A 23,307-nucleotide genomic window follows, 5' to 3' on the forward strand; every position below is an offset into this window, starting at 1 on the left:
TGTGCGGCGATGCCGGAGTTCTGGTGTCGAAGGAGGTGCGTGCGGTGTGAATTGGACCGCTTCGGCGTTCGCGGGCGGACGTGGCCGCCGCGACGTGGCACCATGCGGTTATGGTCTCCAATCCGTTGCCGACTCTCGCCAGGCGCCTCGCGCAGCAGCGGTGGGTGATGCGTACGGCGCCGCTGGTGCTGCCGCTGGAGCGGTTCATCCGGTGGGTGACTCGCGGGCGTTTCGGCGTGCTCGATCTGGTGGGCCTGCCGTCGATCGAAGTCACGGTGGCCGGACGCAAGACCGGGGTGCCGCGCACCACGTCGCTGCTGTATGTGCCGCGCGGCGCGGACTTCCTGGTGATCGGGTCGAACTGGGGCAGTGCGAAGCATCCGGTGTGGTCGGCGAACCTACGTGCGGCCAGTGTCGCGACGGTCGGGCATCGGGGCCAGCGTTTCCCGGTGCGGGTCACCGAGATCACCGGCGTCGAGCGCAAGCGCGTCTGGGATCTGGCCGTGGAGTTCTGGCCCGGCTACGAGATGGAGTACGAGCTCTCCGGCGGCCGCGAGTTCCGGATCTTCGAACTGCGCCGGGAGTGAGCGCGATCAGCCGAGGGCGGATCGCACGGCCGCGGAGAAGGCGGAGACGGCGGGATGCCGGCCCGCGCCCGCGCGGCACGCGATGGTCGTGGTGCGGGCGATCGGAAGCCGGACGAGGTGCACACCGGGTGGGGGTTCGGTGGCGCTGAGTTCGGGGACGAGGGCGACGCCGTGTCCGGCGGCGACGAAGGCCAGCACGGTGCTGAAGTCGTCGACCTGGTGGTGGACGCGCGGGGTGAATCCCGCGGCTTGGCAGGCGCGGAGGGTCATGGTGTGGCAGCGGGTGCCCGCGGTGGCCACGATCCAGGGTGCGTCGCGCCAGGTGTCGAGGGTGGCGCCGGGGGTCGCGGTGTCGGCGGCGAGGAACATGGCTTCGCGGTAGAGCGGTTCGGTGTGCACGCCGGGTTCGGGCGGGAACGGGACCAGGTCGTAGTCGTGGACGAGGGCGACGTCGAGTTCCCCGGCGCGCAGCGCGGCGGCGACGCGGGCCGGATCGAGTTCGGTGACACGGGGTTCCAGGCCGGGGTGGGCGGTGGCGAGCCTGGTGAGGGTGTCGGGGATGAAGGCCTGGGTGGCGCTGGGAAAGGCGCCGATGCGCAGCGGTCCGGTCAGTCCGGCTCTGGCGTCGGCGAGGTCGGCCTCGGCCTCTTCGAGCCGGGCGAGCACCGCGTCGGCGTGTGCGACGAGGGTGTGTCCGGCTGGGGTGAGCGTGACGCGGCGTCCGGTGCGTTCCAGCAGGGCGACGCCCGCTTCGCGTTCCAGCGCGGTGAGTTGCTGGGAGACCGCGGAGGGGGTGAACGCGAGCGCCTCGGCGACGGCGGCGATGGTGCCGCGCCGGGCGAGTTCCCGCAGCAGCCGCAGCCTACGCACGTCGAGCATCAGTTCAGCTTACGTTCGGCAGCACAAATGCGAACTGGTTCTTAATCTCTTGGTGCGGCACGCTGGCGGTATGCACCGATTCCAAGGAATTTTCGTACCGCTGGTCACGCCGTTCATTGACGACGGCGCCGTCGCGTGGGACGCGCTGGAATCGCTGGCGCGCGGCGTGCTCGACGCGGGCGCGGCGGGACTGGTGGCGTTGGGCACGACCGCCGAGGCGGCGACGCTGGACGCCGTGGAACGGCGCGGTGTGATCGAGGTGTGCGCCAGGGTGTGCGCGGCGACGGGTGCGCCGTTGATCGTCGGGGCGGGCGGCAACGACACCCGCGCCAGCCTCGCCGGGCTGGTGGAGCTGGCGGCGTGGCCGCAGGTGACCGCGGCGTTGGTGCCGGTGCCGTACTACACGCGGCCTTCCGAGGCCGGGGTCGTCGCGCACTACGCTCACCTCGCGGCGAGTTCGCCGGTGCCGCTGATCGTTTACCACATTCCCTATCGGACCGGTCGTTCGTTGAGTGCGAGCACACTGCGGGAGATCGCGGCCTTGGACGGCGTCGTCGGTGTGAAGTACGCGGTCGGCGGTGTGGACACCGACGCGGTCGAGTTGCTCGCCGATCCGCCCGCGGATTTCGCGGTGCTCGCCGGGGACGACGCGTTCCTCTCGCCGCTGCTCGCGCTGGGCGCGGCGGGCGGCATCGTGGCGACCGCGCAGCTGGCGCCAGCGCGTTTCGTCGCCCTCGAAAATGCTTGGCGCATCGGGGACCTCGCGTCGGCGCGGGCGATCGGCGCGGAGCTGGCCGGGGTGGCGGTGACGGCGTTCGCCGAGCCGAATCCGACGGTGATCAAGGGCGTGCTGCACGCGCTGGGACGCATTCCGAGCCCGGCGGTGCGGTTGCCGCTGTTGCCCGCCGCGGCGGATTCGGTGGATCGGGCGCTGGGGGCGCTGGGCGCGGTGCCCGTGGTCGCCCGGTAGACCAGGTCAGCGTCGGGCGGTGCCACTGGTGTGCGGGAGGCCTAGGCGTTCCCCGTCGCTGGAGATAGCCGATTGCTATTCTGGCGTAGTCCGGTGTGGCAACCGCACGAGCGGAGGGCGTTGTGCACGATCGTCGCGGCGCGTTACAGGAGTACTTGTTGCGGACCCAGCCCCGGACCGTCGATCGGGGGCGGATGACGATCGTGGAGCGTGAGCTCGCCCGCGTGGTGCGCGCGGGCATTCCGGGCGCCGTTGTCGAATTCGGTTGTTACCGAGGCGGAATGACCGCGTGGCTGCGGGCGGTGCTGGACTCCGTAGGCGCGGATCCGCCGGTGCACGCCTACGACTCGTTTCGCGGGCTGCCCGCGCCGGGTCGCCACGACAGCGCCTATCTGGCCGAGGGCGAGTTCGCGGCCTCGGTCGGCGAGGTGGTGAACCTGCACGAGCGGTTCGGCCTGCGCCGCCCGCACGTGCACGCTGGCTGGTTCGCCCACACCGTGCCCGAACAGTTGCCCGCCCGGATCTCCTTCGCCTACTTGGACGGCGATCGCTACGAGTCGACGCTGCTGTGTCTGCGTGCGTGTCTGCCGCGGCTGGCGCCGGGCGCGATTCTGGTCATCGACGACTACGCCGATCCCGCGTCACCGCCCGATCGCGCCGTCGCGCAACCCAAAGCGCCGGGTGTCATGAAAGCTTGCGAGGACGTCTTCGGCACACCGCTGGCGGTCAGCGTGGTCTCCGCGGACCCGACCTGGACGCTGGGCGTCTACCGGCACGCGATCCCGCCGACCGTCTCCGCGGCGGCCGCGTCGAACGAAACCGTGCGCTGAGTCAGATCGGTGTCGCCATCGCGGCGCGCAGCCGTTCCGCGAGCTCGAAGGAGATCCGTTCCACCCCAATGATTCTGCCGCAGCGGATTACCAGGTGAGGACGGGTTTGACGGTGCGGCCGTCGCGTTGGTGCTCGAGTGCGGTGTCGATCCGGGTGTGCGGGTAGTCGACCACGAGCCGATCGATCGGGAAGCGGCCCGCGGCATGGAGGTCGAGCAGGTATGGGATGAAGGTGTGCGGGTCGGCGTCACCCTCGAGGCAACCGCGGATCGTCTTGCCGCCCAGGACGATATCGCGCACGTCGATGTCGGGGACGCCCGTGCCGAGTCCGACCGCCACCACCGTGCCGCCGGTCGTCAGTGCCGATACCGCTTCGGTGAGGACGCCGGGATGTCCGGTGGTGTCCAGGGCGTGAGTCGCACCGCCGCCGGTGGTTTCGCGGACGGCGGTGGCGGTGTCGTCGGTCGTCGGATCCAGTGCGGCGGTGGCGCCGAGGTCGAGTGCCAGTGCGCGGCGGGCGGGGTTCGGCTCGACGACGACGATGCGCTCCACACCGGCCGCGCGTGCGGCGAGCAGGCCCGCCATCCCGACCGCGCCCGCGCCGTAGACGACGAACTGGGCGTCGGATGCGGGTCGCAGGGCGTTGAGCACCGCGCCCGCGCCGGTCTGGAATCCGCACCCGAGCGGCGCGGCGACGACCGGATCGGTCGCGGGATCGATGACGACGGTGTTGTCCGGGGTGGTCAGCGCGTAGCCCGCGAAGCTGGACTGCCCGAAGAATCCGTCCCGCACCGGCGTCCCGGCCGCGGTGACGCGCGGTGCGCGGTCCTCGCGAGAGCCGAACTGGTTCAACGTGATCGAACGATGGCAGTAGGCGGGTCGGCCGCCGCGGCAGTTGGCGCAACGTCCGCAATGCCGGAAGGTCAGCACGACGTGGTCGCCCGGCCGCACAGTGGTGACCTCGGCGCCGACCGCCTCGACCACACCGGCGCCCTCGTGCCCGAGCAACAGTGGCCGGTCCGGTCCGCCCGCGGCGCGGGTGACGAGGTCGGTATGGCAGATGCCGACCGCCCGCACCCGGACCAGGATCTCCCCGGCGCGCGGCGCGTCGATCTGCACGGCTTCCACGGAGAACGGCGCGGACGGATCGCGGGACAGGACCGCGGAGGTGGTCAGCACGCGGTGACCCGTTCGAGCAGGAAGTAGAAGTGCGCGCCGTCGGCGAGCACGAGGTCCGGGCGGCCGTTCATGATGCCGAGCAGCGTCGAGTCGTCGAGCGGCTTGAAATGATCGAACACCGGCTTGCCGTCGTAGACCATCGTCGCGGTCACCTCGCCGCGGAACTCGACGTTCCACAGCGACGCCTCGCCGTCGCCGAGTTCCTTGTTCGAGTACAGCGAGCCGTCCTCGGCGCGGCAGATCAGCGGCTCGGCGTGGGTCAGCGAGCGAAATCGCTTGCCGTACCAGCGGCTCGCGGGCAGCGCGCGGCACAGCGGATGGCCGGTCTGGAACGCGGCGCCGCGCCAGTCGCCGAGGATCTGTTCGGCCCGTACGGTCGGCAGACCCGCCCACAGCTCGTCCAGTGCTTGGGTCGAGACCCCGGATTCTCGTGCGGCCAGATCCCGCCAGGACGCAGTGCTCATCGTCGGTCGCCTTTCCAAAGTTGCAGAACCATCTGGTTCGCGAACCATATCCCGAACCAAATGGTTCGGCAATATAGGATTCCGGGCATGCGCGCAGCAGGCCACGCCACCAGGGACCGAATCCTCGCCGCGGCCAAGGAGGAATTCGCCCGCTACGGGGTCGCGGGCGCGCGGATCAACCGCATCGCGACAGCCGCGCGCGCCAGCAAGGACCGGCTCTACGCGTACTTCGCGAGCAAGGACGAGCTCTACGCGGCGGTCACCGAACAATGGGCGGGCCAGACCACCGACGAGACTGCGCTCGACGCGGCGGACCTGCCGGGATACGCGGGCCGCCTGTTCGATCACTATCTGCGACACCCGGAGAACGCCCGCCTGCAAACCTGGGCCGAGATCGAACACATCCGCATTCCCGAGGCCGAGGACGCGGTGCGCCGGGTGATCGCCACCAAGATCGGCGAAATCGAACGCGGACAGCGCGAGGGTCTGATCACCACCGACTTCCAGCCCGTCACGCTCGTCGTCATGCTCACAGATCTGGTTCGCACCGCCGCCGTGCACGCCGCGCGGGTCGCGGAACCGCACAGCATCGCCGAACGCCGCGCCGCGGTGGTTTCGGCCGCGCGGCGTCTGGCCGCCCCGTGACGCCCGGTCCGCTGCGAATGCTGGGTGTTTGCCAGGAAGCGCGAATGGGCGCAGGCGAGCGGGCGTAGACTCGCCGGATCGCTCCGTGAACATCCACTGCGAGGTGATGTCACATGGTCGACACGGAAGTGCTCGTCGTCGGTGCCGGTCCGGTCGGACTGACCGCGGCCATCGAATTGGCTCGGCGCGGGGTGCGGTGCCGGATCATCGACGCGGCCGTCGAACCGCCGCGCTACGCCAAAGCGGTCGGTATTCAGCCACGCACGCTCGAGGTATTCGAGGGCATGGGTGTGCTGCGCCAGGTGCTCGACTCGTCGATCCTGCTGCGCGGCCAGATCGTCTACGTCAACGGCGCCGAGGTCGAGCGCGTGGCGTTGACGCTGCCCGCCGACGTCCCGTACCGGTTCGTCGGGCTGCCGCAATACGAGACCGAACGGATTCTGCGCAAACGTCTGGCGACCACCGGCACGCGCATCGAGTGCGGCACCTCGCTCACCCATCTCGAGCAAGACGACTCCGGCGTGCACGTGGTGCTCACCGACGAGAAGGGTGAGCGCCGGGTGCAGGCGCAGTATCTGATCGGTTGCGACGGCGCGCACAGCCTCGTGCGCAAGGCGTTGGGACTCGGGTTCGAAGGCGCGGCGTTCGCCGAACAGTACATGCTCGGCGATGTCGAACTGGACTGGTCGATGCCGCGCGGGTACAGCATCCGATCGATGCACCGGACCGACGGCGTCACCGACGATCTGCTGGTGTGCATCCCGCTGCCGGGCAAGCGCCGGTACCGGGTATCGATGCTGGTGCCGGAGGAACTCGCGACGGCGCCGAGCACCGGCGAGGCGGTCGAGCACGGCTTCGAAGGAGCTCATGCGCCCGAGCTGCACCACATCCAAGCGGTGCTGGACCGGCTGGCGCCCGAACCGGTCACCGCGTCGAGCCTGCGCTGGTCGTCGGTGTTCCGCATCAGTCACCGCATCGTCGATTCCTATTCGCGCGGAAGAGTTTTCGTCGCCGGGGATGCCGCGCACATTCATCCGCCCACGGGTGCGCAGGGCATGAACACCGGCATCCAGGACGCGCACAATCTCGCCTGGAAACTCGCCCTGACCCTCGGCGGCATCGGCGCGGGCGATCTCCTCGCCAGCTACGACGCCGAGCGCAGACCGGTCGGGCAGGAAGTCGTCGGCCGCACCGTGCGCAGCGCGCGCGAAGGCATCGGCGCGGGGGAGACCGACCCGGACTACGTCATCCGCAGGGAAGCCCAACTGCTGATCGACTACTCCGAAAGCCCGCTGATCAGCCACGCACCCGACGACCAGCCCGGCCCGCGCCCCGGATGCCGCGCCCCCGACGCGGCCGGTCTGACCCGAGACGCCGTCGCCTACCCGATCCGGCTGTTCTCCCTGCTCGGACGTACCGACCACACCGTGCTGCTCTACCTCGACGAAACGGCGGGCCCCGAGTCGTCCGCCACCGTGTGCGCCCTCACCGACGCCGCGCGCCGCGCCACTCACGGAAAAGTCGACCTCTATTTGATCACCGCCCCCACCGCCGACCCCGACACCTCGGCGCTGCCGATCATCCGCGACCGCGACGGCGCCTTCGCCCGCGCCTACGGCGCAAAAGGGTTGGCCGCCTACGTCATCCGGCCCGACGGCTACCTCGGCTTCGCCGAACACGACCCCACCCCGGAAGACCTGACGAAACACTTCGCGCAGATCTTCCGCTGAACCGCCCGCGAAATCTGGGCGCCGCGGGGTCGCGTGATCGGCCCAATCGGTCAGTGCTCGAAGACGTTCACCTCGCCGGGCTCGGTCTCGAGCGCCTCGCGGTCGAAGATCAGCAGGGCGAGGAAGAACGCCCCACCCGCGAGAAGTAGACCGGCCACGATCAGCACCGGGACCACCGCGTCTTCGGGCGTCACCAGCACGAACAGCGCGACGGCCGACCACAGCAGGGCGGCGATCGCGACGGGAAGCTCGAAGCGGCCTAGATCGAAGGCGCCCTTCCTGCGGTCCAATCGTTTACGCACCGTCAGGTAGAGAACGATCGTCGAGCCGTAGATGAGGGCGGGCAGGATCGTCGACGCGGTGATCAGCTCCAGCAGCGCGTCGCCGGGCAGCGCGACCATCAAGACGACACCCAGGCAGAAGATCAGGATCGTCGCCGGGACCGGCGTGCGCGTGCGCGGGTCGACCCGCCGCATCAGCCGGTGAGCGGGAAAGCGTGCGTCGCGCGACATCGCGAAAACGAGCCGCGAGCAGGCGGCCATCACCACCATCCCGGCGCCGAAGAACGAGAAGGTGATGGCGACGAGCAGGATGCGTTCCATCACCGGACCGAGCTGGTCGCGCATGATCGCCGCGACCGGCGAACCGCTCGCGCTGATCTTCGGGATGTCGTCGATCGCGACGGTGAGCGCGACCACGAACAGCAGCCCCAGCACCCCGGCCGCCACGACCGACCCCACGATCGCGCGCGGGACGCTGCGATAAGGATCCTTGGCCTCCTCGGCCAGGTTTGCCGCGGCGTCGAAACCGACGAGCGTGCCCAACCCCATGATCATCGCGATCATCAGGCCACCGCCGACGGCGAAATAGTCGGAGGCGTTCTCGGTGACACCGCGCGAGGTCAGGTTGTCGGTCGTGCCGTTGCCGGTGACCGCCACGGCCACGACGAGCGCGATCGCCACCACCACGACCAGCACCAGCTCCAAGCCCACCGCGGACGCGTTGATCATGCTCACGATGCGCGTCGAAGCGATGGCCAGCACCGCCTGAAGGAGCAGCACCGCCAGCGTGATCAGGCGCGCGGTGCCCTCGTCCGGCCGCATGCCCAGCAGTGGCATGAGCGCTTCGCTGGCCAGCGCATTGTCCACCGCCACCACGGCCACCGCCAGATAACAGAAGGTCAGCCAACCGAACCCCCACCCGATCTTCGGGTTGGCCAACCGCGAAGCCCACTGATACGACGAGCCGCTCAGCGGAATGCGCGCGGCGAACTGCGCCACCACCAAGGCCACCAGCGCCTGGCCCACCGCGGCCGCGATCCACAACCAGATCCCGACCGGTCCCGCGTTCTGGAGCACGTCGTCGTAGGTCGCGAAGATGCCGACCGCCACCGAGATGAACGCGAACGAGATCGCGAACACCTGAAACGAGCCCAGCGTCCGTTTCAGCTCCTGCCGATAGCCCCCGGCCTCCACCGAGCTCTCGCCGGTCCCCGCGGGCATGCTGGCGTCCGCCACCTCGATCACCTCACTTCTCTCGGAAGGAGTCCCGCCGAACCGGGGGTCGACGGGGCGAATGGTCGTCCGAATTTCGCTGGTGATGTCGTGCTCGGGATACGAGTGAAACCCTATTCGCGTGCGCTCGGCTTCGGGGAATTTCCAGGCCGGCCCTCGCGTGGTGGATCGACAACCCAATCGCGAAACCGATCGGACGCCCTTTTTCCGTGAGCTGTCGGTGCCGCGGTGGTGTCATGAGTAAACTGCGAGGTTGCGCATGGTTTTGAGCGGGGGTCGGCACTAGCACGGGATCGAGTCATGCAAACCCACACCGACGAAATCGCCGACGGCATCTACCGCATCTCCACCTACATTCCGGAGATCGGACCGACCGGATTCACCTTCAATCAGTTCTTCGTCGACGCCGACGAACCGCTGCTGTTCCACACCGGCATGCGGGCGCTGTTTCCGCTGGTGTCCGCGGCGGTCGCGCGGATCCGGCCGGTCGAGCAGCTGCGCTGGATCACCTTCGGTCATGTGGAGGCCGACGAATGCGGGGCGATGAATCACTTCCTCGCGGCCGCACCGCAGGCGCAGGTGGCGCACGGCGTACTCGGGTGCCTGGTCTCCATCGAGGATATGGCCGACCGGCCGCCGCGACGGCTCCTCGACGGCGAGGTAGTCGACCTGGGCGACCGGCGGGTTCAGCATTTCGACACCCCGCACGCACCACACAATTGGGAGGCGCGGGTGCTGTACGAGCAGACCACCGGCGTGCTGTTCTGCGGCGACTTGATGACGCAACTGGGCAACGGTCCCGCCTTGACCGACGCCGATCTGGTCGAACCGGCGACGGTCGCCGAGGACGTCTTCCACGCGACGTCTCTCGGACCCGCCGTGCCCGCCGCCTTGCATAGGCTGGCGCAGTTGCGGCCGACCACGTTGGCGATCATGCACGGTTCGAGCTTCAGCGGGGACTGCGCGACAGCGTTGCGTGACCTCGCGACGGTCTACGAGGATCGGCTGAACGAGCAAGCCCCAGGCGGCGAATCCACTGACTGAATTGTTCAGGTAAGAGGAATTCGTTTCGTGCCGATGAGAGTCGTGAAGGCACGATTCCGGGTGATGGTGACCGCAGGGCTGCTACTCGACAGCAAGCCGCCGGTGTCGGCACATACCTCGAGGCGTGTTCGTGGGACGTGATCGTGCGAGAAGGGGTGAGGACGCGCCTCGCCCTCATAGAGCAGCCGATACCATTGCGCACCAATGCTTTCCGCTCCCGAGCGTGCACGGGCAGTCGTCACCGGCGCGCCAATAGATCTACGGGTGCGTCGGTAGTGTGAGCCGCATTTGGAATTCCACGCGCGCGTCATCGGGGGAAATGGCACCCGCGACGCCGGTGCGGCGAAAACCGTGGCGCTGGTAGAGGCGTTCGGCGGCGGTGTTGCCGTCGGAGACCTCGAGGTGGATACCGAGGTGGCCGGTGGCGGCGGCCCAGTCGATGACCGAGCGGACAAGCAGGTCGGCCACGCCGGTCCCACGAGCTTCGGGTGCCACCCACATCGAGATCAAATGTGCCACATCGTCTTCCGCGACCGCACCGACGGTGCCGAGATCGTGATCGCCCGCGGTGGCGAGGAACTGGGTGCGGGCCGCGAGCAACTCACGCCAATCCTGATCGGTGCGGGCCTGCGCCCAGGCAAGGGTGGAACCGAAGGCATAAGGAGCCTCGGCCAAGGCCAGCAGCCGGATTCGGCGGAAGCGGTGCCAATCGTCAGGGCCGAGCTGGTGGACGCGGACCGACTCGATCTCCATGGCGACCATCATCCTCCACCGTGGCAGCCGTCCCTGACCTGCGTCGGCATCCCCGAGTCCGCCGAGGACTGTCCGGCCGGGGATTGGTGAAGTAGCGGCCGGGGCGCCGACGGCGACGCACTGGCCTGATCCGGTGCGCGCACTACCGGCGCCTGGAAGCCGCCGATCTTCGGCTCGAGCAGTTCGGCCAGCCGCAGCGGGGTGCGGTCCTCGAACATCGGACCGATGAGCTGCACTCCCACCGGCAGGCCCTCGGGTGAGCGGCCCGCGGGTATGGCGGTGGCGGGCAGGCCGGGCATAGTCGCCAGACCGGCCCAGACGAGCTGGTCGAAGTACGGGTACTCGACGCCGTCGATGTCGATTCGGCGTCCCAGCAGATCAGGGTCGTGGTCGTGCGGGAACGCGGGAGTCGGCGTGATCGGACACACCACGGCATCGAACTCGGCGAACAGCTGCCGCCAGCCGTGGCGATGCAGTTCGCGACGGTTGTACGCCGCCAGCCAGTCGCGGTGGCTGAAGACCATCGCGCGCAACTGGGCCGCGCCCAGACTCTGGTCGTCCGCGCTCAGTTCGCCTGCGCGGCTGCGCAGCTGCTCGTACTCGTCGACGGGAAAGTACGCGATGGAGCCCGAAAACAGCAACTGCATGAAGAGCGTCCCGGCTTCGGCCATATCGGGCAGCAGCGGACTGTGCCGTTCGACGCGGGCGCCGCCGTCGGCGAGCGCGTCGGCCACCCGGTTCACCCCTTCCCGCACAGCGGATCCGGTCGGAATGAGCGGATGTTCATCGAGGATCAGAACACGGAAGTCGCCGAGCCGCTCATGGCGCGTGGGCGGCAGGCTCGAGTCGTACGCGACGCCGTGCGTCAGCGGATCAGGTCCGGCCATCACATCGAGCAGGAGCGTGAGGTCGCGGGGGGTGCGCGCCATCGGACCGACGACGGCGAGGTCGAGATCGGTCGGCAGTGCCGGCGCGGGCGGCGTGACCATGCCACGGGTCGCCGCCAGCCCGATTGTCGGCTTGTGCGCGTAGACCCCGCAGAAATGGGCGGGCGTGCGCAGCGAACCGGCCATGTCGGAGCCGATGGACAGCGCGCCGAATCCGCACGCCAGAGCTGCCGCCGATCCGCCGGAGGAACCACCCGCCGTGCGACCGTGATCCCACGGATTGTTGGTGGTGCCGTAGATCTCGTTGAAGCTTTGGATATCTTGCAGCCCGAGCGGCACATTGGTCTTGCCGAGCACAACGGCGCCCGCGGCCTCGAGCCGCGACACCTGGACCGCATCCTCGGCTGGTACGTAGTTCCGGTGCTGCGGCATGCCCCAGGTCGTGGGCAACCCAGCCATGTTGTAGGACTCCTTGACGGTCACCGGAATACCGAGCAACGGCCGGTCCTGGCCGCGGGCGCGGGCCCGATCGGCCCGGTGTGCGGCGGCCCGCGCACGGTCGAAGTCCGGCACACAGATCGCGTTGATCACCTTGTCGTCCCGCTCGATACGGGCGATCGCTTCGTCGGTCACTTCCACCGAGGTAACCTCACCGGCGCGCAAGGCAGCTGAAAGCTTCTCGGCCGAAGACAGATTCAAATCCATGAATTCGACGGTATCGGTCTGCCGCAGTGGACATAGAATGTCGCTCCGCGCAAACGGGAAAGTCGAACGGGTGACCGTCAGTTCGAATCAACGCAGTCGTTCGGTCATATCTCCCAGGTCGCGGTGTCGGCAGAGCCGAACCCGATTGCCGCAGGCCATGAACTGCTGTTTCGCACAATGGGACAGATCTCACCATCGGTGCCGTGTTCACCTTCGGCCGCAGAGGGTGCGACCCAACCACCGGTCGTGGCGGCGTGCGGCGAGATCGATACCTGTCCCGAAAATTCAGGAGACGTGCCCATGAGGCATATGGACCCCGTGCACGGACGCAAACTGCAATCCGTTCCCAAAAACTGGGAAGTAGCGGGATGCCGGAATTATTCGAGGTAGGACGCGATTGCTTCGCAGTCGTCGAGCGATCCACCGCAGCGTTCGTGGGCTGGCTTGCCCTGCAACCACCGGACGACGGCAGTGTCACCGAGGTGGAACTCGGCTACCGGCTCGCAGCATCGGTCTAGGGGCCGGGGCTACGTCTCCGAGGCAGCGCGGGCGCTGATCCGGAAAGGGATTCACCGAACTCGCCGTGAAGCGAGTGTGGGCCCAGACCATGGCGGTCGACATCGCGTCTCGCCGCGTCATGAAAGTCCGGCCTCACCGACGTCCGGACCTTCCACCAGCACTTCGACGACCCACTGCCCGGCACCGAACACGGCGAGGTCGAATACGAACTACGCCAAGCTGACTGGAGGCCAGAATCATCGGGATACGCACCCTAGTGGTGGGCCACCCAACCAGAAACTGGCAGGCTGAAATGTCCAAGTCCCGGACAGGCAGGTTATTCGCCCGCATGTGTGGTGGATCGTCTAGACTCGTATACACGGCTACCGGTCCGGGATGTCTTTCCCTGATGCGGACGCGGCGTGTCAATTCGCGTCACCGCTTTCTCCTCTCTGTTTCGGATGAAACTCCTACGGTAAGGAGCGGTACATGACTGCACGATTCACGACGATCGATGAGCCGACTCTCCAGGACAAGGTCACGTACCAGCTGTGCGAGTACGCGAATCTGGTCAACACCATCAGCAAAGAAGACAACGACCTGGAGGGCACGCTCTATCAGAAGGTCCAGCAGTATCTCGACGCCAACGAGGAGATCATCGGGGGGTGGGAGATCGTCTGGGGTCCGGGAGTAGCGCTGTCCGACACCGACTTGTACGCGGTCAACGCCCTGTACATGGTGCGAAGCACCGAGGATCGCTCCCGGTACGTGATCGCCATGGCCGGCAGCAGCGACGCACTGGTGTTCGACTGGCTGGTCGAGGACTCCTTCATTCTCCAGACGCCGTGGTTCGCGAATAGCGCCGCCTGGCACACGATCGGCACGGCCATCGGGGTGAAAACTCTCCTCGGTATCAGACCCTCCGGCCTCCGTCCCGGTGCCGGTCACACCTTGCCCGAGTTCCTGAGCGCGCTCGACGACAAGGCGATCGACCTGACCGTCACCGGCCACAGCCTCGGCGGTGCCCTGTCACCCACGCTGGCCCTGTTCCTACGCGACACAATGGCTATGGGACAATTCCGAGAAAGCCAAGATCAGCGTGCTCTCGACCGCCGGACCGAGTTTCTGCAATCAGGAATTCGTCAACTACACCACCCAACGCCTGCAACGAGTGCAGCGCTACGCCAACGACCTCGACGTCGTCCCGCACATGTGGAACCCGCCCGACATCGATGGCGCCAAGGCTCTCTACTCCAAGAACAACCAGCCTGCTCCTAGTGGTATGGAAGTTGTGTTCGACCTGCTCGAGGCGCAGGCGTCCGTGTCAGGCCAATATGCACACTTCGAACCCACCAGCGGCGTGTTCCAAGGAACGTTCAACAATGAGATAAATCAAACGCAAGGCTCGACGCCAGACGATTTGTACTGGAGCCAGGTCGGCTACCAGCACATAGGCGGCTACCATGGGTTCTTCGAAATCAAAGGCGTGCAGTGGCCGCAGGGCGTCGTAGCCCTCCCGCCGGTCGGCAGTGACACTGTCATGGGCCGTATCCGGGCGGCGGCCGGTCTACCGCTCGGCGACGGTGCTGGAAAGGTACTGGCGAACCGCCGGCCGGTGACCGTCCCGATCAACGGGGCAACCCGTAAAGCTGCCCACCGATCACAACAGCCCCGAAGCCAGGGCACTCGTGGAGCGCGTCACCGCCGAATTCGACCCCACCTCCGCATGAACTGACGCCCCGGGTCCCGCACTCGGTGGCACGCGCTTCAACCCGCTACAGCGCGAAAGCGCTCGAACGGCGCAGGACGTGGCGGTCGATTCCGGCGGGCAGCTCGGCGACAACAGATCAGTCGACGAGGTCCAGCGTCGGCCTCGGCAGTCGGCCGCCACGACTAGGCCGTGTCTCCCAATGACTTCAGCCATTCGATGATGAGAGCCAGGACGAATCCGGCTCGGTAGGTGATCGCGGGCTTGTCATAGCGGGTGGCCACCGCGCGCCAGTGCTTGGCTCTGTTGAAGGCACGTTCGACGACGTTGCGCCGTTTGTAGGTCTCGATGTCGAAGCTCGGTGCCCGGCCACCGGCGCGGCCCTTGCGTTTGCGATTGGGCGACCTGATCGTGGCGTTCAGGAATCACGGTTTGGATGCCGTTGCGGCGCAGCAGAGTTCGGTTCGATTCGATGCTGCGGAATAGGCGCGGACGGCGATCACCACATCGGGATCGCGTCGGGGTGGGCCGCCATCGAGGCGGGGCACCGCGACCGCGTCGAGCAGCGGCGGGGGCATCATGCATGGCATTGACGATGGCTCATACCGATTGTCACCACGGTGACCGAGCCTTCCGGGGCGCCCTCGGGCCAGCCGGTGGCTGAAGCCCTGTGCAGCGGACCGGGCGTTCTCGTCGGCGATACCGGGGCGACCGCGCCGCCAGCAGCCAGCACACCAACGGAATGACAAAGACCAGTCGTTCCACGCGGCCGGCATAAGCCGCAGCAGCATTCGACCGTCCCTCACGGATCACAGGCCGAGTTTGGTTACGGCGTTGTCCTCCAACGGATTCGCGGTGCGGATGTAACCGTGCACGGTGCGCGGGTTGGACCAGCGTCCCTGGCGCATGATCTCGCGGTCGCTGGCGCCGCCGAGGGCGGCCTGGGTGGCGAAGCCGGCGCGTAAGGAGTGTCCGGAGAAGAGGTTCGGGTCGAGGCCTGCGCGGGCGGCGTAGCGTTTCACGAGTTCGGCGACGGCGCGACCCGACATCGGGCGGTCGCCGATGCCGCCGTGGCGGGTGATGGTCGGGAACAGCGGCAGGTCCGGGTGCTGGGCGAGGGGTGTGCCGGTGAAGCCGTGGCAGCGATGGATGCGTGGGTCGGGTGGGGGTGCGGCGCACTGGTCGCGTAAGGCGAGTGGCCCTGCGGCCGTGTAAATTTCGAGGAGTTGGACCCAGGCGGCGTAGGCGCAGACCGGGCAGGTGTGGGGACGTTGCCCGCGGGGTAGGGCGACGCGCTGTTCGGCGGCGCCGGTCGGATCGGTCTTGGTGGTCGGCAGGTGTACGAGCAGGACCGGTTCACCGGTCGCGTGATCCACGCTCACCCGGACGTCGGCGACGCGCAGGGCGGCCAGCTCGCTACGGCGCAACGCGCCCGCGAAACCGATCAGCAAGACCAGTGCGTCGCGACGGCGGGCGGGTTCGGCGGGCCAGCCGGGTTCGGGCAGACCGGCGAGCAACTGATCGAGGGTGTGCAGCAGGATCGGACGCTTGCGCGCGGGCGGCGTGCGGCGGGTGCGCCTGATACCCCGCAGCGTCAGACGGACCACGTCGGAGCGGGTGGGGGAGGGCAGTCCGTTGGCGGCGTGCACCGCCGCGATCGCCGCCGACTTGCGCTCGAGCGTGGCCGGGCCGAACGCCCACTCTCCGTTCGGGCGTCGCGCGTCGGCGGCGGCCGCCAGATAGACCGCGACATCGAGCGCGTCGGCCGGAAGCGCCTGGCGTCCCTCGGCCGCGCACCATCCGGCCCAGGCGATCCAATCGGCGCGATAGGCGCGCACCGTGTTCGCCGACTGCGAGGCCTCCAGATACCGGCGCAGCGAACCGGCCTGGACATCGTCGAAACGTTCGCGCACCAACCGCAACGCCGCCGCGTCGACGAGCACACTGCGCACACCGCGGCGCAACTCGCTGCGCACCACCTCCGGCAGCGCGACGACACTGTCCTCCTTCACGCGCCACCACGCAGAACAGATTGCCGCCGACCGAAATTCATCGCCCCAGCCTATGCGCTGCCCGTGCCTCCGCAATGCACCTGGTACATCGTGGCGCGACGGGTTTTGCGGAGCATCGACACGGCTCGCGCCAGCCACACCGTCGGGAACTGTTCGACGCCTCTGCAACGGACACCGAGGCTGGGAATTGTCGGGCGTGGTCAGAGGTTGTGCACGCGGAGAACTGTGCAGCCGCCCGAACGGATGTCGGGCCGGAAGGGATGCGGGTATGAAGTTCGCGGTCAGTTACAGCAGCGCCCATTTCGGGACCGATCCGGATCGGATCGTCGCCTACGCCCGCCACGCGGAGGCATGCGGATTCGAAGGCCTGTACCTGCCCGAACACCTGGTCCTCTATCCGGGCGCGCGACTGCACGACTTCGAGGTCCCGCCGACGCTGCCGTTCCTCGACCCGCTCGACACCCTCGCCTACGTCGCCGCGGCGACCGACCGGCTCCTGCTCGGCACCGGTGTGCTGCTGCTGCCGTACCGGCACCCGGTGGTGCTTGCCAAGCAGCTGGCGACCGTCGACGTGCTGTCCAAGGGCCGAATGCGTTTGCTGACAGTGGGATTGGGCGTCGTCCCCGAGGAGGCCGCGGCGACGGGCGTCGACTTCCGCGCCCGCGGGCGACGCGCCGACGAAGCGATCGATGTGTTGCGGCTGCTGTGGGCGGGCGGTGCGGAGGGCGTCAGCTTCCACGGAGAATTCTTCGGCTTCGACGACCTCGTGCAGTACCCCAAGCCCTACAACGCGTCGACGCTTCCCATCCACATCGGCGGATCGAGCAAGGCGGCCGCGCGCCGGGTCGGCCTGCGCGGCGACGGATACTTCGCCGGTGGCGCGCTGGTCCCCCAGGAGCGAACGACGCAATGGGAACTCGCGCGCTCGACGGCCGAGGAAGCCGGAAGAGACCCGGACGCACTCGAATACACCCGATGGAGCGGCATCGACATGACCGACGAACGCCTCGCCGCCTTCGCCGCACAAGGCGTCACTCGGGTGGTCGTCAGCGCCACCGCCCCGGACCCCGCCGAGCAACTCGACGAATTGTCACGCTTCGCCGAACGATTCATCGCCACCCGAAGCTGAACCGGACGCCCTCGCTCGGTCCTGCCAAAAGACCCGCACCACAACGAATTTCCGCGGTGGACGCTCCAAGCGAGCGCCCACCGCGGTGACGGCCTCGAATTCGCGCGACGGCTGGGCGGGGCTGCCACTCGACGTTCACTGCCGATAGGTCGCCAGGAATCGCCCGATGCGTTCGATGATCGCTTCGAGGTCGTCGGCGTGCGGCAGGGTGACGATGCGGAAATGGTCGGGCCGGTGCCAGTTGAACCCGGTGCCCTGCACGATGTGCAACTTCTCCTGGAGTAGCAGATCCAGCACGAATTGTTCGTCGTTGTGGATCGGGTACATGTCGAGGTCGATGCGCGGGAACGCGTAGATCGCGCCCTTCGGCTTGACACAGGAGACACCGGGGATCGCGTTGAGCGCTTCCCAGGCGCGGTCGCGTTGCTCGCGCAGCCGTCCGCCGGGCAGGACGAGATCGTCGATGCTCTGATGTCCGCCGAGCGCGGCCTGAATCGCTTGCTGCGCGGGCACATTCGCGCACAGACGCAGCCCGGCGAGCATCGTCAGGCCCTCGAGGTAGTTCTCCGCGTGGTGGGTGGGACCCGACACCACCAGCCAGCCGGACCGGAATCCCGCGGCCCGATACGCTTTGGACAGACCCGAGAACGTCAGGCACAGCAGGTCGGGGGCCAACGCGGCGGTCGCGGTGTGGGTCAGCTCGTCGTAGTGGATCTTGTCGTAGATCTCGTCGGAGAAGACCACCAGATTGTGACGGCGGGCGATCTCGAGGATCTCGCGCAGCACCTCCGGCGGATAGACCGCGCCGGTCGGGTTGTTCGGGTTGATGATCACGATCGCGCGGGTGCGGTCGGTGACTTTGGCGGCGATGTCGTCCACGTCGGGAAACCAGTCGGCGGACTCGTCGCAAACGTAGTGCACCGGACGACCGCCGTTGAGCGTGGTCGCCGCCGTCCACAGCGGGAAGTCCGGCGAGGGGACGAGCACTTCGTCGCCGTTCTCCAGCAGCGCCGTCAACGCCATCATGATCAGTTCGGAGACGCCGTTGCCGAGGAACACCTCCTCGACATCGACATCGTCGACACCGAGGGTCTGGTAGTACTGCACCACCGCGCGCCGCGCCGAGAGCAAGCCCTTGGAGGCGGAGTAGCCGCTCGAGGCGGGCAGCGTGCGGACGATGTCCTGCAGGAGTTCCGCGGGCGCCTCGAAACCGAACGGCAGCGGGTTGCCGGTGTTGAGCTTCACGACGTGGTGGCCCTCGGCTTCCAGTCGCGCGGCGTGCTCGGCCACGGGGCCGCGGATCTCGTACGACACGCCAGAGAGCTTGCTCGACTGCTTGACCTGCATGAACGTCCCTTTCAGTGCGGTTGCCGCACACTCTACTTGGTTTTTCCAAGTATGCACTTGGATTTTCCAAGCGATTGGTTACAGTGGGATGGTGCCACGCCGAAGCTATGACCACTTCTGTGCCGTGAGCCGCGCACTCGATGTCGTGGGCGACCGGTGGAGTCTGCTGGTGGTCCGCGAACTGTCCTCGGGCCCGCGCCGCTACAGCGACCTGTTCGCGGACCTGCCCGGTATCAGCACCGACGTGCTGGCCGCCCGGCTCAAGGATCTCGAGCGCGACGGCATCCTCACCCGCCGTCGCGTCGGTCCGCGCGCGGCCACCGCGGTCTACGAACTCACCGAGTCCGGCCACGGTCTGCGACCCGTCCTTGACGCGCTCTCGGCTTGGGGCGCACCGTTGCTCGGCGAACGCGGCGCTACCGACGCCGTGCGCGCGCACTGGTTCGCGCTGCCGCTGGGTCGCGCGGTCGCCGAGCTGATCACCGAAGGGGTCGTCACCGTTCACATCGGCGAGACCACCCTCCACTACGTGGTGACCGGCACGGGCATCAGCCACCACGACGGTCCCGCCGAAGCGCCGAACCTCGAACTCCACCTCGACTTGGCCGCCGCGACCGAGGTGGCCATGGGCACGCGCTCCCTGGCTGCGCCGGTGAACCGTTAACCGCCCGTCGGAGTTCCCGCGACACGTCGCTCACCGCCATTGCGTTCCTGCCAGAGTCGATAGACGCCGACCGCTTCGTCGTGCGGTGCGTAGCGCATGGGCAGGCGCCGCTGCTCGCAGGGTGGCGGACTCGTCGTAGAAAGTGTTGAGCAACAGCCGCATCGTGCGGCTCACGCCCCTCGGCAAACCGCTGCGCGATGAGTTGCGGCCCGCCTATGACCAGACGGCCAGCGTCATCGCGGCAAGCCAGGGCAATCGCGTCGAACAAGTTATCTCGGTGGGGGTTTTCGCGCCGTGGTGCGGAAATCTGATCGTGCGGGCGGCGATCGCGGCGAACGCCCGGGCGGCGGCCGAACGGTAGGTGGTCCCTCGACGAAGCAACTCCACAGTCCGGCTGGGCAACGTGGGCGTCAACGTGACGGGAACCAGGTCTACGCGATCGCCGTCGCGGGAACACTCCGTTGTTCGGTTCAGCTGGCCGTCCAGGTGCGTAGTTTCTCCGGATTCCGGATCGCCCAGATGCGCGTGATCCGGCCCTCGGCGATGTCGAAGGCATAAACCGAGACAATGGTGTCCTCGAACTGTGCGACCAGGCCGGGCTGGCCGTTGACCGTGCGCTCGAGCAGGCTCATCGCGGGGCCGCGAGCGGCGATCTCCATCCAAGCCTGAGCGATCTGCTCACCGCCGATGATCGGATCGCGGAAGGCCGGTACCAGCCCACCGCTGTCGGCCGTCGCGATCGCTCGCGGATCGAGCAGGCCGACCAGCGCCTCGATATCCTTTGTCTCCCAGGCCCGTTTGAAATCCCGGACCACCCCGGCGTGCTCGGTGCTCGACGGACCCTGCGAGGTGCGGATACGTCGGCGGGCACTGGAGGCGAGCTGACGGCACGCCGCCGGGGTGCGCCCGACAACCTCGGCGACCTCGGCGAAGGAATACCGGAAGACGTCGTGCAAGACGAACGCCACCCGCTCGGCCGGTGTCATGGAATCGAGCACGACGAGAAAAGCCATACTGATCGACTCATCCAGAGTGACCCGGTCAGCGGGATCGACCGAGTCGGAACCATCCAGCCATTCCGACCGCCCAGGCACCGGCTCCGGAATCCATTCACCCACATACCGTTCCCGCCTCGCGCGCGCCGAGCCGAGCAAATCCAGACAGATCCGGCTGGCCACCGTCGTCAACCACGCACCGGGTGCGGCCACTTCCCGCCGTTGCCGCTCCGACAACGCGTACCAGCGCAGGTAAGTCTCCTGCACCACATCCTCGGCCTCGACCACCGACCCCAACAGCCGGTAAGCGAGATTGACCAACTGACGACGCTCACTCATCACCACGGGCAACTGCGGGTCGGACATCTTCGAACTCCTTCGATCTATCTCCTCACCAGAACCGACGAAACAGCAACCCGAAATGTCAGCCACGCCAGAGGCCACGATCAGGCGACCTGACATTCCGGACCGCTGCACCGTCGAAACATCGACACACCCTCAGCAAAGCAGGAGTTCGCAAAATGATCAGAATCGGCATCATCCTCGGCAGTACCCGGCCCAACCGCAACGGCCCGCAGGTAGCCCAGTGGGTCATGGACGCGGCATCGCGGCGCGGCGACGCCGAGTTCGAACTGATCGACCTGCGCGATCACCCGCTGCCACATCTGGACGAGCCCGTGGCGCCGATGTTCGGCCCATCGATCCATGAACACACCCGCGCCTGGGCCGAACGGATCGCCGCGTTCGACGGCTTCGTGGTCGTGACCTCGGAATACAACGGCGGCGCCCCCGGGGTGCTGAAGAACGCCATCGACCACCTGTGCGCGGAATGGACCGACAAGGCCGTCGGATTCGTCTCCTACGGCGTGCACGGCGGCACCCGCGCGGTGGCGCAACTGCGGGTGGTGTGTGGCACGCTGGGCATGGCCGATGTGAGCTATCAGGTCGCGATCTCGCTGCTCACCGACTTCGAGAACCACACCACCTTCACACCGCGCGTCCACCACGTCACCGCACTGAACAAGACGCTGGATCAGCTCATTGCCTGGAGCGCCGCGCTCGCACCGCTGCGCGCCGACACCGAATCCGCTCTCGTCGAGTCCTGAGGAGCCGAGCATGACCATGTTCAACGACTTCCAGACGGATGACGCCGAGCTCCGCAGGCAAATCGACAAGGCGGTCGAAGGACTGCGAGCCAAAGATCTCGAGACCCTGAAGCAGCTCTACACGACCGACGTCGTGTCCTTCGATGTCGAGCCGCCACTCCAGCATGTCGGTAGAGCGGCGAAACTCGAGAACTGGGCGAGGGTGTTCTCGCTCTTCGAGACCGTGACCTATGAGGTCCGCGACCTGACGTTCACCGTGGGCGATGATGTGGCATTCGGACACGCCTTCGCGCGTCTCAGCGGCACGCTGAAGAACGGGGCGGCGACGAGTGGTATGTGGGTCCGGGTCACCTATGGCATGCGGAAGATCGACGGCAGGTGGTTGATCGCGCACGACCAGGTCTCGGTGCCGCTCGACATCCCGAGCGGCAAAGGCGTGGTCGATCTGGAGCCGTGACGGAGTCCAGCTGGATCGAAGCTGTTTCGGCCAGGTTCCGCTGCCGTCGATGCGGCGCTTGACAGTGTGTACAGCACGGACGGTTTCCCTATCGAAGGCGAGGAAAATGTCGCAGTCCACTGTTTTGAAACGGTCCTTCGCAACAGCGGTCGGCTCGGTGCTTCTGGGGGTTGTCGCCGCAGCGGGCACGCCTGTGTCGGCCGCGCCCGCGAGCGGCATCGTCGACCGTGAGGTCGTCTTCTCGGTCCGCAATACCAATACCTCGGGCGTGCCGTGCGGCACCGACGGCGCCACCTACGACGTGCGCGGTCATTTGACCGGCCCCCTCGACAAGCTCGCCGGGGCCTCAGCAGAGAGCGTGTCGTTGTACTTGCACGGGCTCGAACTGGGTGAATGGTTCTGGCGGTTCGACGATGCTCCCGGCTACGACCACACGCGGGAGATGGCGGCGCACGGGCACGTCTCGGTCACCATCGATCGGATCGGTTACGGCTCGAGCGGGCAACCATCCGGTCTGCTCAGCTGTGTCGGCGGGCAAGCCGATGTCGCGCACCAGATCGTGCAGCAACTGCGGTCCGGCCGCTACACGGCCGCCGAGGGAGCGGTCGCGTTCGAGCGGATCGCGCTGCTGGGGCACTCGCTGGGCGGCGCCGTAGCGCAGGTGGCGACCTACTCGTACGGTGACGTCGACGCTCTGGGCGTGCTGTCCTATTCCGATCTGGCGCTGAGCGGGGAGACGCTGGTGGGGACCCTGACGTGGGGAGCGACCTGCCTGTCCGGCGGCCAGCGCTCGACCGCGGGCGCGCCCGGCTACGCCTACCTGACGCCGAGTCTCGCGTCTTTCCAGGACAATTTCCTGGCGCAATCTCCCCCGGAGGTTCGAGCGCCCGCCTCGGCGCAACGCGAACTGAATCCCTGCGGCGACATGGTCACGTTGACCGAAGCCACGGCGATCGACCTGGCGAGGCTGGGTCAGGTCACGGTGCCGGTGTTGATCGTGGCGGGCGGCCGGGACCGGGTCTTCGACGTCGACCGGGCCCGCCTGCAGGGCAATCTGTTCACCGGCAGCCGCGATGTGACGACCCATGTCATCGACCAAGCCACCCATGGCCTGACCTTGGAGCCGACCGCTGTCGAATTCCGGCGTCTGCTCGGTGACTGGCTGACCGCGCGAGGATTCTGAATCCGCGTGCGCCGGAGCGGC

The 23,307-nt window shown here is 67.7% G+C and carries 22 protein-coding genes and 2 pseudogenes; 13 read left to right on the forward strand and 11 right to left on the reverse strand.

Features of this window, described 5'->3' with window-relative positions; genetic code table 11:
- Positions 1–110: 110 nt before the first annotated feature.
- The gene (locus tag AB0H49_RS04135; RefSeq protein ID WP_355003475.1) at positions 111–587 is read left to right on the forward strand and encodes a nitroreductase family deazaflavin-dependent oxidoreductase; all 477 of its coding nucleotides are present in this window, start codon (positions 111–113) and stop codon (positions 585–587) included.
- A gap of 6 nt (positions 588–593) precedes the next feature.
- Here the strand turns inward: AB0H49_RS04135 and AB0H49_RS04140 are convergent, their stop codons facing one another.
- A complete protein-coding gene (locus tag AB0H49_RS04140; RefSeq protein ID WP_357246961.1) occupies positions 594–1,466 on the reverse strand; it encodes a LysR substrate-binding domain-containing protein in 873 nt (290 codons plus the stop codon).
- Positions 1,467–1,536: 70 nt separating this feature from the next.
- On the opposite strand from AB0H49_RS04140, the gene AB0H49_RS04145 reads away from it, so the two are divergent.
- Positions 1,537–2,436: a 4-hydroxy-tetrahydrodipicolinate synthase gene (locus AB0H49_RS04145; RefSeq protein ID WP_357246964.1), complete on the forward strand. Its 900-nt coding sequence runs from the start codon at positions 1,537–1,539 to the stop codon at positions 2,434–2,436.
- Between the two features lie 158 nt (positions 2,437–2,594).
- On the forward strand, positions 2,595–3,266 hold the full coding sequence (locus AB0H49_RS04150) for a TylF/MycF/NovP-related O-methyltransferase (RefSeq protein WP_357246967.1): 672 nt from the start codon (positions 2,595–2,597) through the stop codon (positions 3,264–3,266).
- 87 nt (positions 3,267–3,353) lie between these two features.
- Here AB0H49_RS04150 and AB0H49_RS04155 read toward each other — a convergent pair whose 3' ends face one another.
- Both AB0H49_RS04155 and AB0H49_RS04160 read right to left on the reverse strand, forming a co-directional pair.
- Positions 3,354–4,442 carry an NAD(P)-dependent alcohol dehydrogenase gene (locus tag AB0H49_RS04155; RefSeq protein ID WP_357247930.1) on the reverse strand — a complete coding sequence of 363 codons (1,089 nt, stop codon included), beginning with the start codon at positions 4,440–4,442 and terminating at the stop codon, positions 3,354–3,356.
- On the reverse strand, positions 4,439–4,909 hold the full coding sequence (locus AB0H49_RS04160; protein WP_357246970.1) for a DUF4334 domain-containing protein: 471 nt from the start codon (positions 4,907–4,909) through the stop codon (positions 4,439–4,441). The genes AB0H49_RS04155 and AB0H49_RS04160 overlap by 4 nt, the downstream gene beginning before the upstream one ends.
- An 87-nt stretch (positions 4,910–4,996) precedes the next feature.
- Between AB0H49_RS04160 and AB0H49_RS04165 the strand changes: the two genes are divergently transcribed.
- Both AB0H49_RS04165 and AB0H49_RS04170 read left to right on the forward strand, forming a co-directional pair.
- Positions 4,997–5,554 carry a TetR family transcriptional regulator gene (locus tag AB0H49_RS04165; protein ID WP_357246973.1) on the forward strand — a complete coding sequence of 186 codons (558 nt, stop codon included), beginning with the start codon at positions 4,997–4,999 and terminating at the stop codon, positions 5,552–5,554.
- Between the two features lie 113 nt (positions 5,555–5,667).
- Positions 5,668–7,284, forward strand: a complete 1,617-nt coding sequence (locus AB0H49_RS04170; protein WP_357246976.1) for an FAD-dependent monooxygenase — start codon at positions 5,668–5,670, stop codon at positions 7,282–7,284.
- A gap of 50 nt (positions 7,285–7,334) precedes the next feature.
- Here the strand turns inward: AB0H49_RS04170 and AB0H49_RS04175 are convergent, their stop codons facing one another.
- The gene (locus AB0H49_RS04175) at positions 7,335–8,786 is read right to left on the reverse strand and encodes an amino acid permease (RefSeq protein WP_357247933.1); all 1,452 of its coding nucleotides are present in this window, start codon (positions 8,784–8,786) and stop codon (positions 7,335–7,337) included.
- Positions 8,787–9,098: 312 nt separating this feature from the next.
- Between AB0H49_RS04175 and AB0H49_RS04180 the strand changes: the two genes are divergently transcribed.
- A complete protein-coding gene (locus tag AB0H49_RS04180; RefSeq protein ID WP_357246979.1) occupies positions 9,099–9,842 on the forward strand; it encodes an MBL fold metallo-hydrolase in 744 nt (247 codons plus the stop codon).
- 258 nt (positions 9,843–10,100) lie between these two features.
- Here the strand turns inward: AB0H49_RS04180 and AB0H49_RS04185 are convergent, their stop codons facing one another.
- A complete protein-coding gene (locus AB0H49_RS04185) occupies positions 10,101–10,595 on the reverse strand; it encodes a GNAT family N-acetyltransferase (RefSeq protein WP_357246982.1) in 495 nt (164 codons plus the stop codon).
- Between the two features lie 8 nt (positions 10,596–10,603).
- Positions 10,604–12,187 (reverse strand): amidase, encoded by a 1,584-nt coding sequence (locus AB0H49_RS04190; protein ID WP_357246985.1) that lies wholly within the window; start codon positions 12,185–12,187, stop codon positions 10,604–10,606.
- 987 nt (positions 12,188–13,174) lie between these two features.
- Here AB0H49_RS04190 and AB0H49_RS04195 point away from each other — a divergent pair.
- Together AB0H49_RS04195 and AB0H49_RS04200 are read left to right on the forward strand one after the other, a co-directional pair.
- A complete protein-coding gene (locus AB0H49_RS04195) occupies positions 13,175–13,963 on the forward strand; it encodes a hypothetical protein (protein ID WP_357246987.1) in 789 nt (262 codons plus the stop codon).
- 4 nt (positions 13,964–13,967) lie between these two features.
- Positions 13,968–14,420 (forward strand): hypothetical protein, encoded by a 453-nt coding sequence (locus AB0H49_RS04200; RefSeq protein ID WP_357246990.1) that lies wholly within the window; start codon positions 13,968–13,970, stop codon positions 14,418–14,420.
- 782 nt (positions 14,421–15,202) lie between these two features.
- Here the strand turns inward: AB0H49_RS04200 and AB0H49_RS04205 are convergent.
- Positions 15,203–16,405: a site-specific integrase gene (locus AB0H49_RS04205; RefSeq protein WP_357246993.1), complete on the reverse strand. Its 1,203-nt coding sequence runs from the start codon at positions 16,403–16,405 to the stop codon at positions 15,203–15,205.
- A 268-nt stretch (positions 16,406–16,673) separates the two neighbouring features.
- Between AB0H49_RS04205 and AB0H49_RS04210 the strand changes: the two genes are divergently transcribed.
- Positions 16,674–17,534 (forward strand): TIGR03619 family F420-dependent LLM class oxidoreductase, encoded by an 861-nt coding sequence (locus AB0H49_RS04210; RefSeq protein WP_357246996.1) that lies wholly within the window; start codon positions 16,674–16,676, stop codon positions 17,532–17,534.
- A 135-nt stretch (positions 17,535–17,669) separates the two neighbouring features.
- On the opposite strand, the gene AB0H49_RS04215 is transcribed toward AB0H49_RS04210, so the two are convergent.
- Positions 17,670–18,881 carry a pyridoxal phosphate-dependent aminotransferase gene (locus AB0H49_RS04215; RefSeq protein ID WP_357246999.1) on the reverse strand — a complete coding sequence of 404 codons (1,212 nt, stop codon included), beginning with the start codon at positions 18,879–18,881 and terminating at the stop codon, positions 17,670–17,672.
- Positions 18,882–18,972: 91 nt separating this feature from the next.
- On the opposite strand from AB0H49_RS04215, the gene AB0H49_RS04220 reads away from it, so the two are divergent.
- Positions 18,973–19,545 carry a helix-turn-helix domain-containing protein gene (locus AB0H49_RS04220; protein ID WP_357247002.1) on the forward strand — a complete coding sequence of 191 codons (573 nt, stop codon included), beginning with the start codon at positions 18,973–18,975 and terminating at the stop codon, positions 19,543–19,545.
- Here the strand turns inward: AB0H49_RS04220 and AB0H49_RS04225 are convergent.
- From AB0H49_RS04225 to sigJ, 3 genes and pseudogenes are all read right to left on the reverse strand, one after another.
- Positions 19,542–19,692 (reverse strand): annotated as a pseudogene (locus AB0H49_RS04225) (nucleoside deaminase); the annotation flags it as partial. The gene AB0H49_RS04220 and the pseudogene AB0H49_RS04225 overlap by 4 nt on opposite strands.
- 66 nt (positions 19,693–19,758) lie before the next feature.
- Positions 19,759–19,977 (reverse strand): annotated as a pseudogene (locus tag AB0H49_RS04230) (hypothetical protein); the annotation flags it as partial.
- A 38-nt stretch (positions 19,978–20,015) separates the two neighbouring features.
- Complete coding sequence (sigJ, locus tag AB0H49_RS04235) at positions 20,016–20,906, reverse strand: RNA polymerase sigma factor SigJ (protein WP_357247005.1); 891 nt, start codon at positions 20,904–20,906, stop codon at positions 20,016–20,018.
- 155 nt (positions 20,907–21,061) lie between these two features.
- Here sigJ and AB0H49_RS04240 point away from each other — a divergent pair, with 155 nt between their 5' ends.
- The 3 genes from AB0H49_RS04240 to AB0H49_RS04250 all read left to right on the forward strand — a co-directional run bounded on the left by AB0H49_RS04240 (position 21,062) and on the right by AB0H49_RS04250 (position 23,286).
- On the forward strand, positions 21,062–21,646 hold the full coding sequence (locus AB0H49_RS04240; RefSeq protein ID WP_357247008.1) for an NAD(P)H-dependent oxidoreductase: 585 nt from the start codon (positions 21,062–21,064) through the stop codon (positions 21,644–21,646).
- A gap of 10 nt (positions 21,647–21,656) precedes the next feature.
- Positions 21,657–22,103 carry a nuclear transport factor 2 family protein gene (locus tag AB0H49_RS04245; RefSeq protein WP_357247011.1) on the forward strand — a complete coding sequence of 149 codons (447 nt, stop codon included), beginning with the start codon at positions 21,657–21,659 and terminating at the stop codon, positions 22,101–22,103.
- A gap of 157 nt (positions 22,104–22,260) precedes the next feature.
- Entirely contained in the window at positions 22,261–23,286 is a 1,026-nt protein-coding gene (locus tag AB0H49_RS04250) for an alpha/beta hydrolase (protein ID WP_357247014.1), read from the forward strand.
- The last annotated feature ends 21 nt before the right edge of the window (positions 23,287–23,307 follow it).

This window comes from Nocardia sp. NPDC050713 (assembly GCF_040654315.1).
Taxonomy (GTDB): Bacteria; Actinomycetota; Actinomycetes; order Mycobacteriales; family Mycobacteriaceae; genus Nocardia.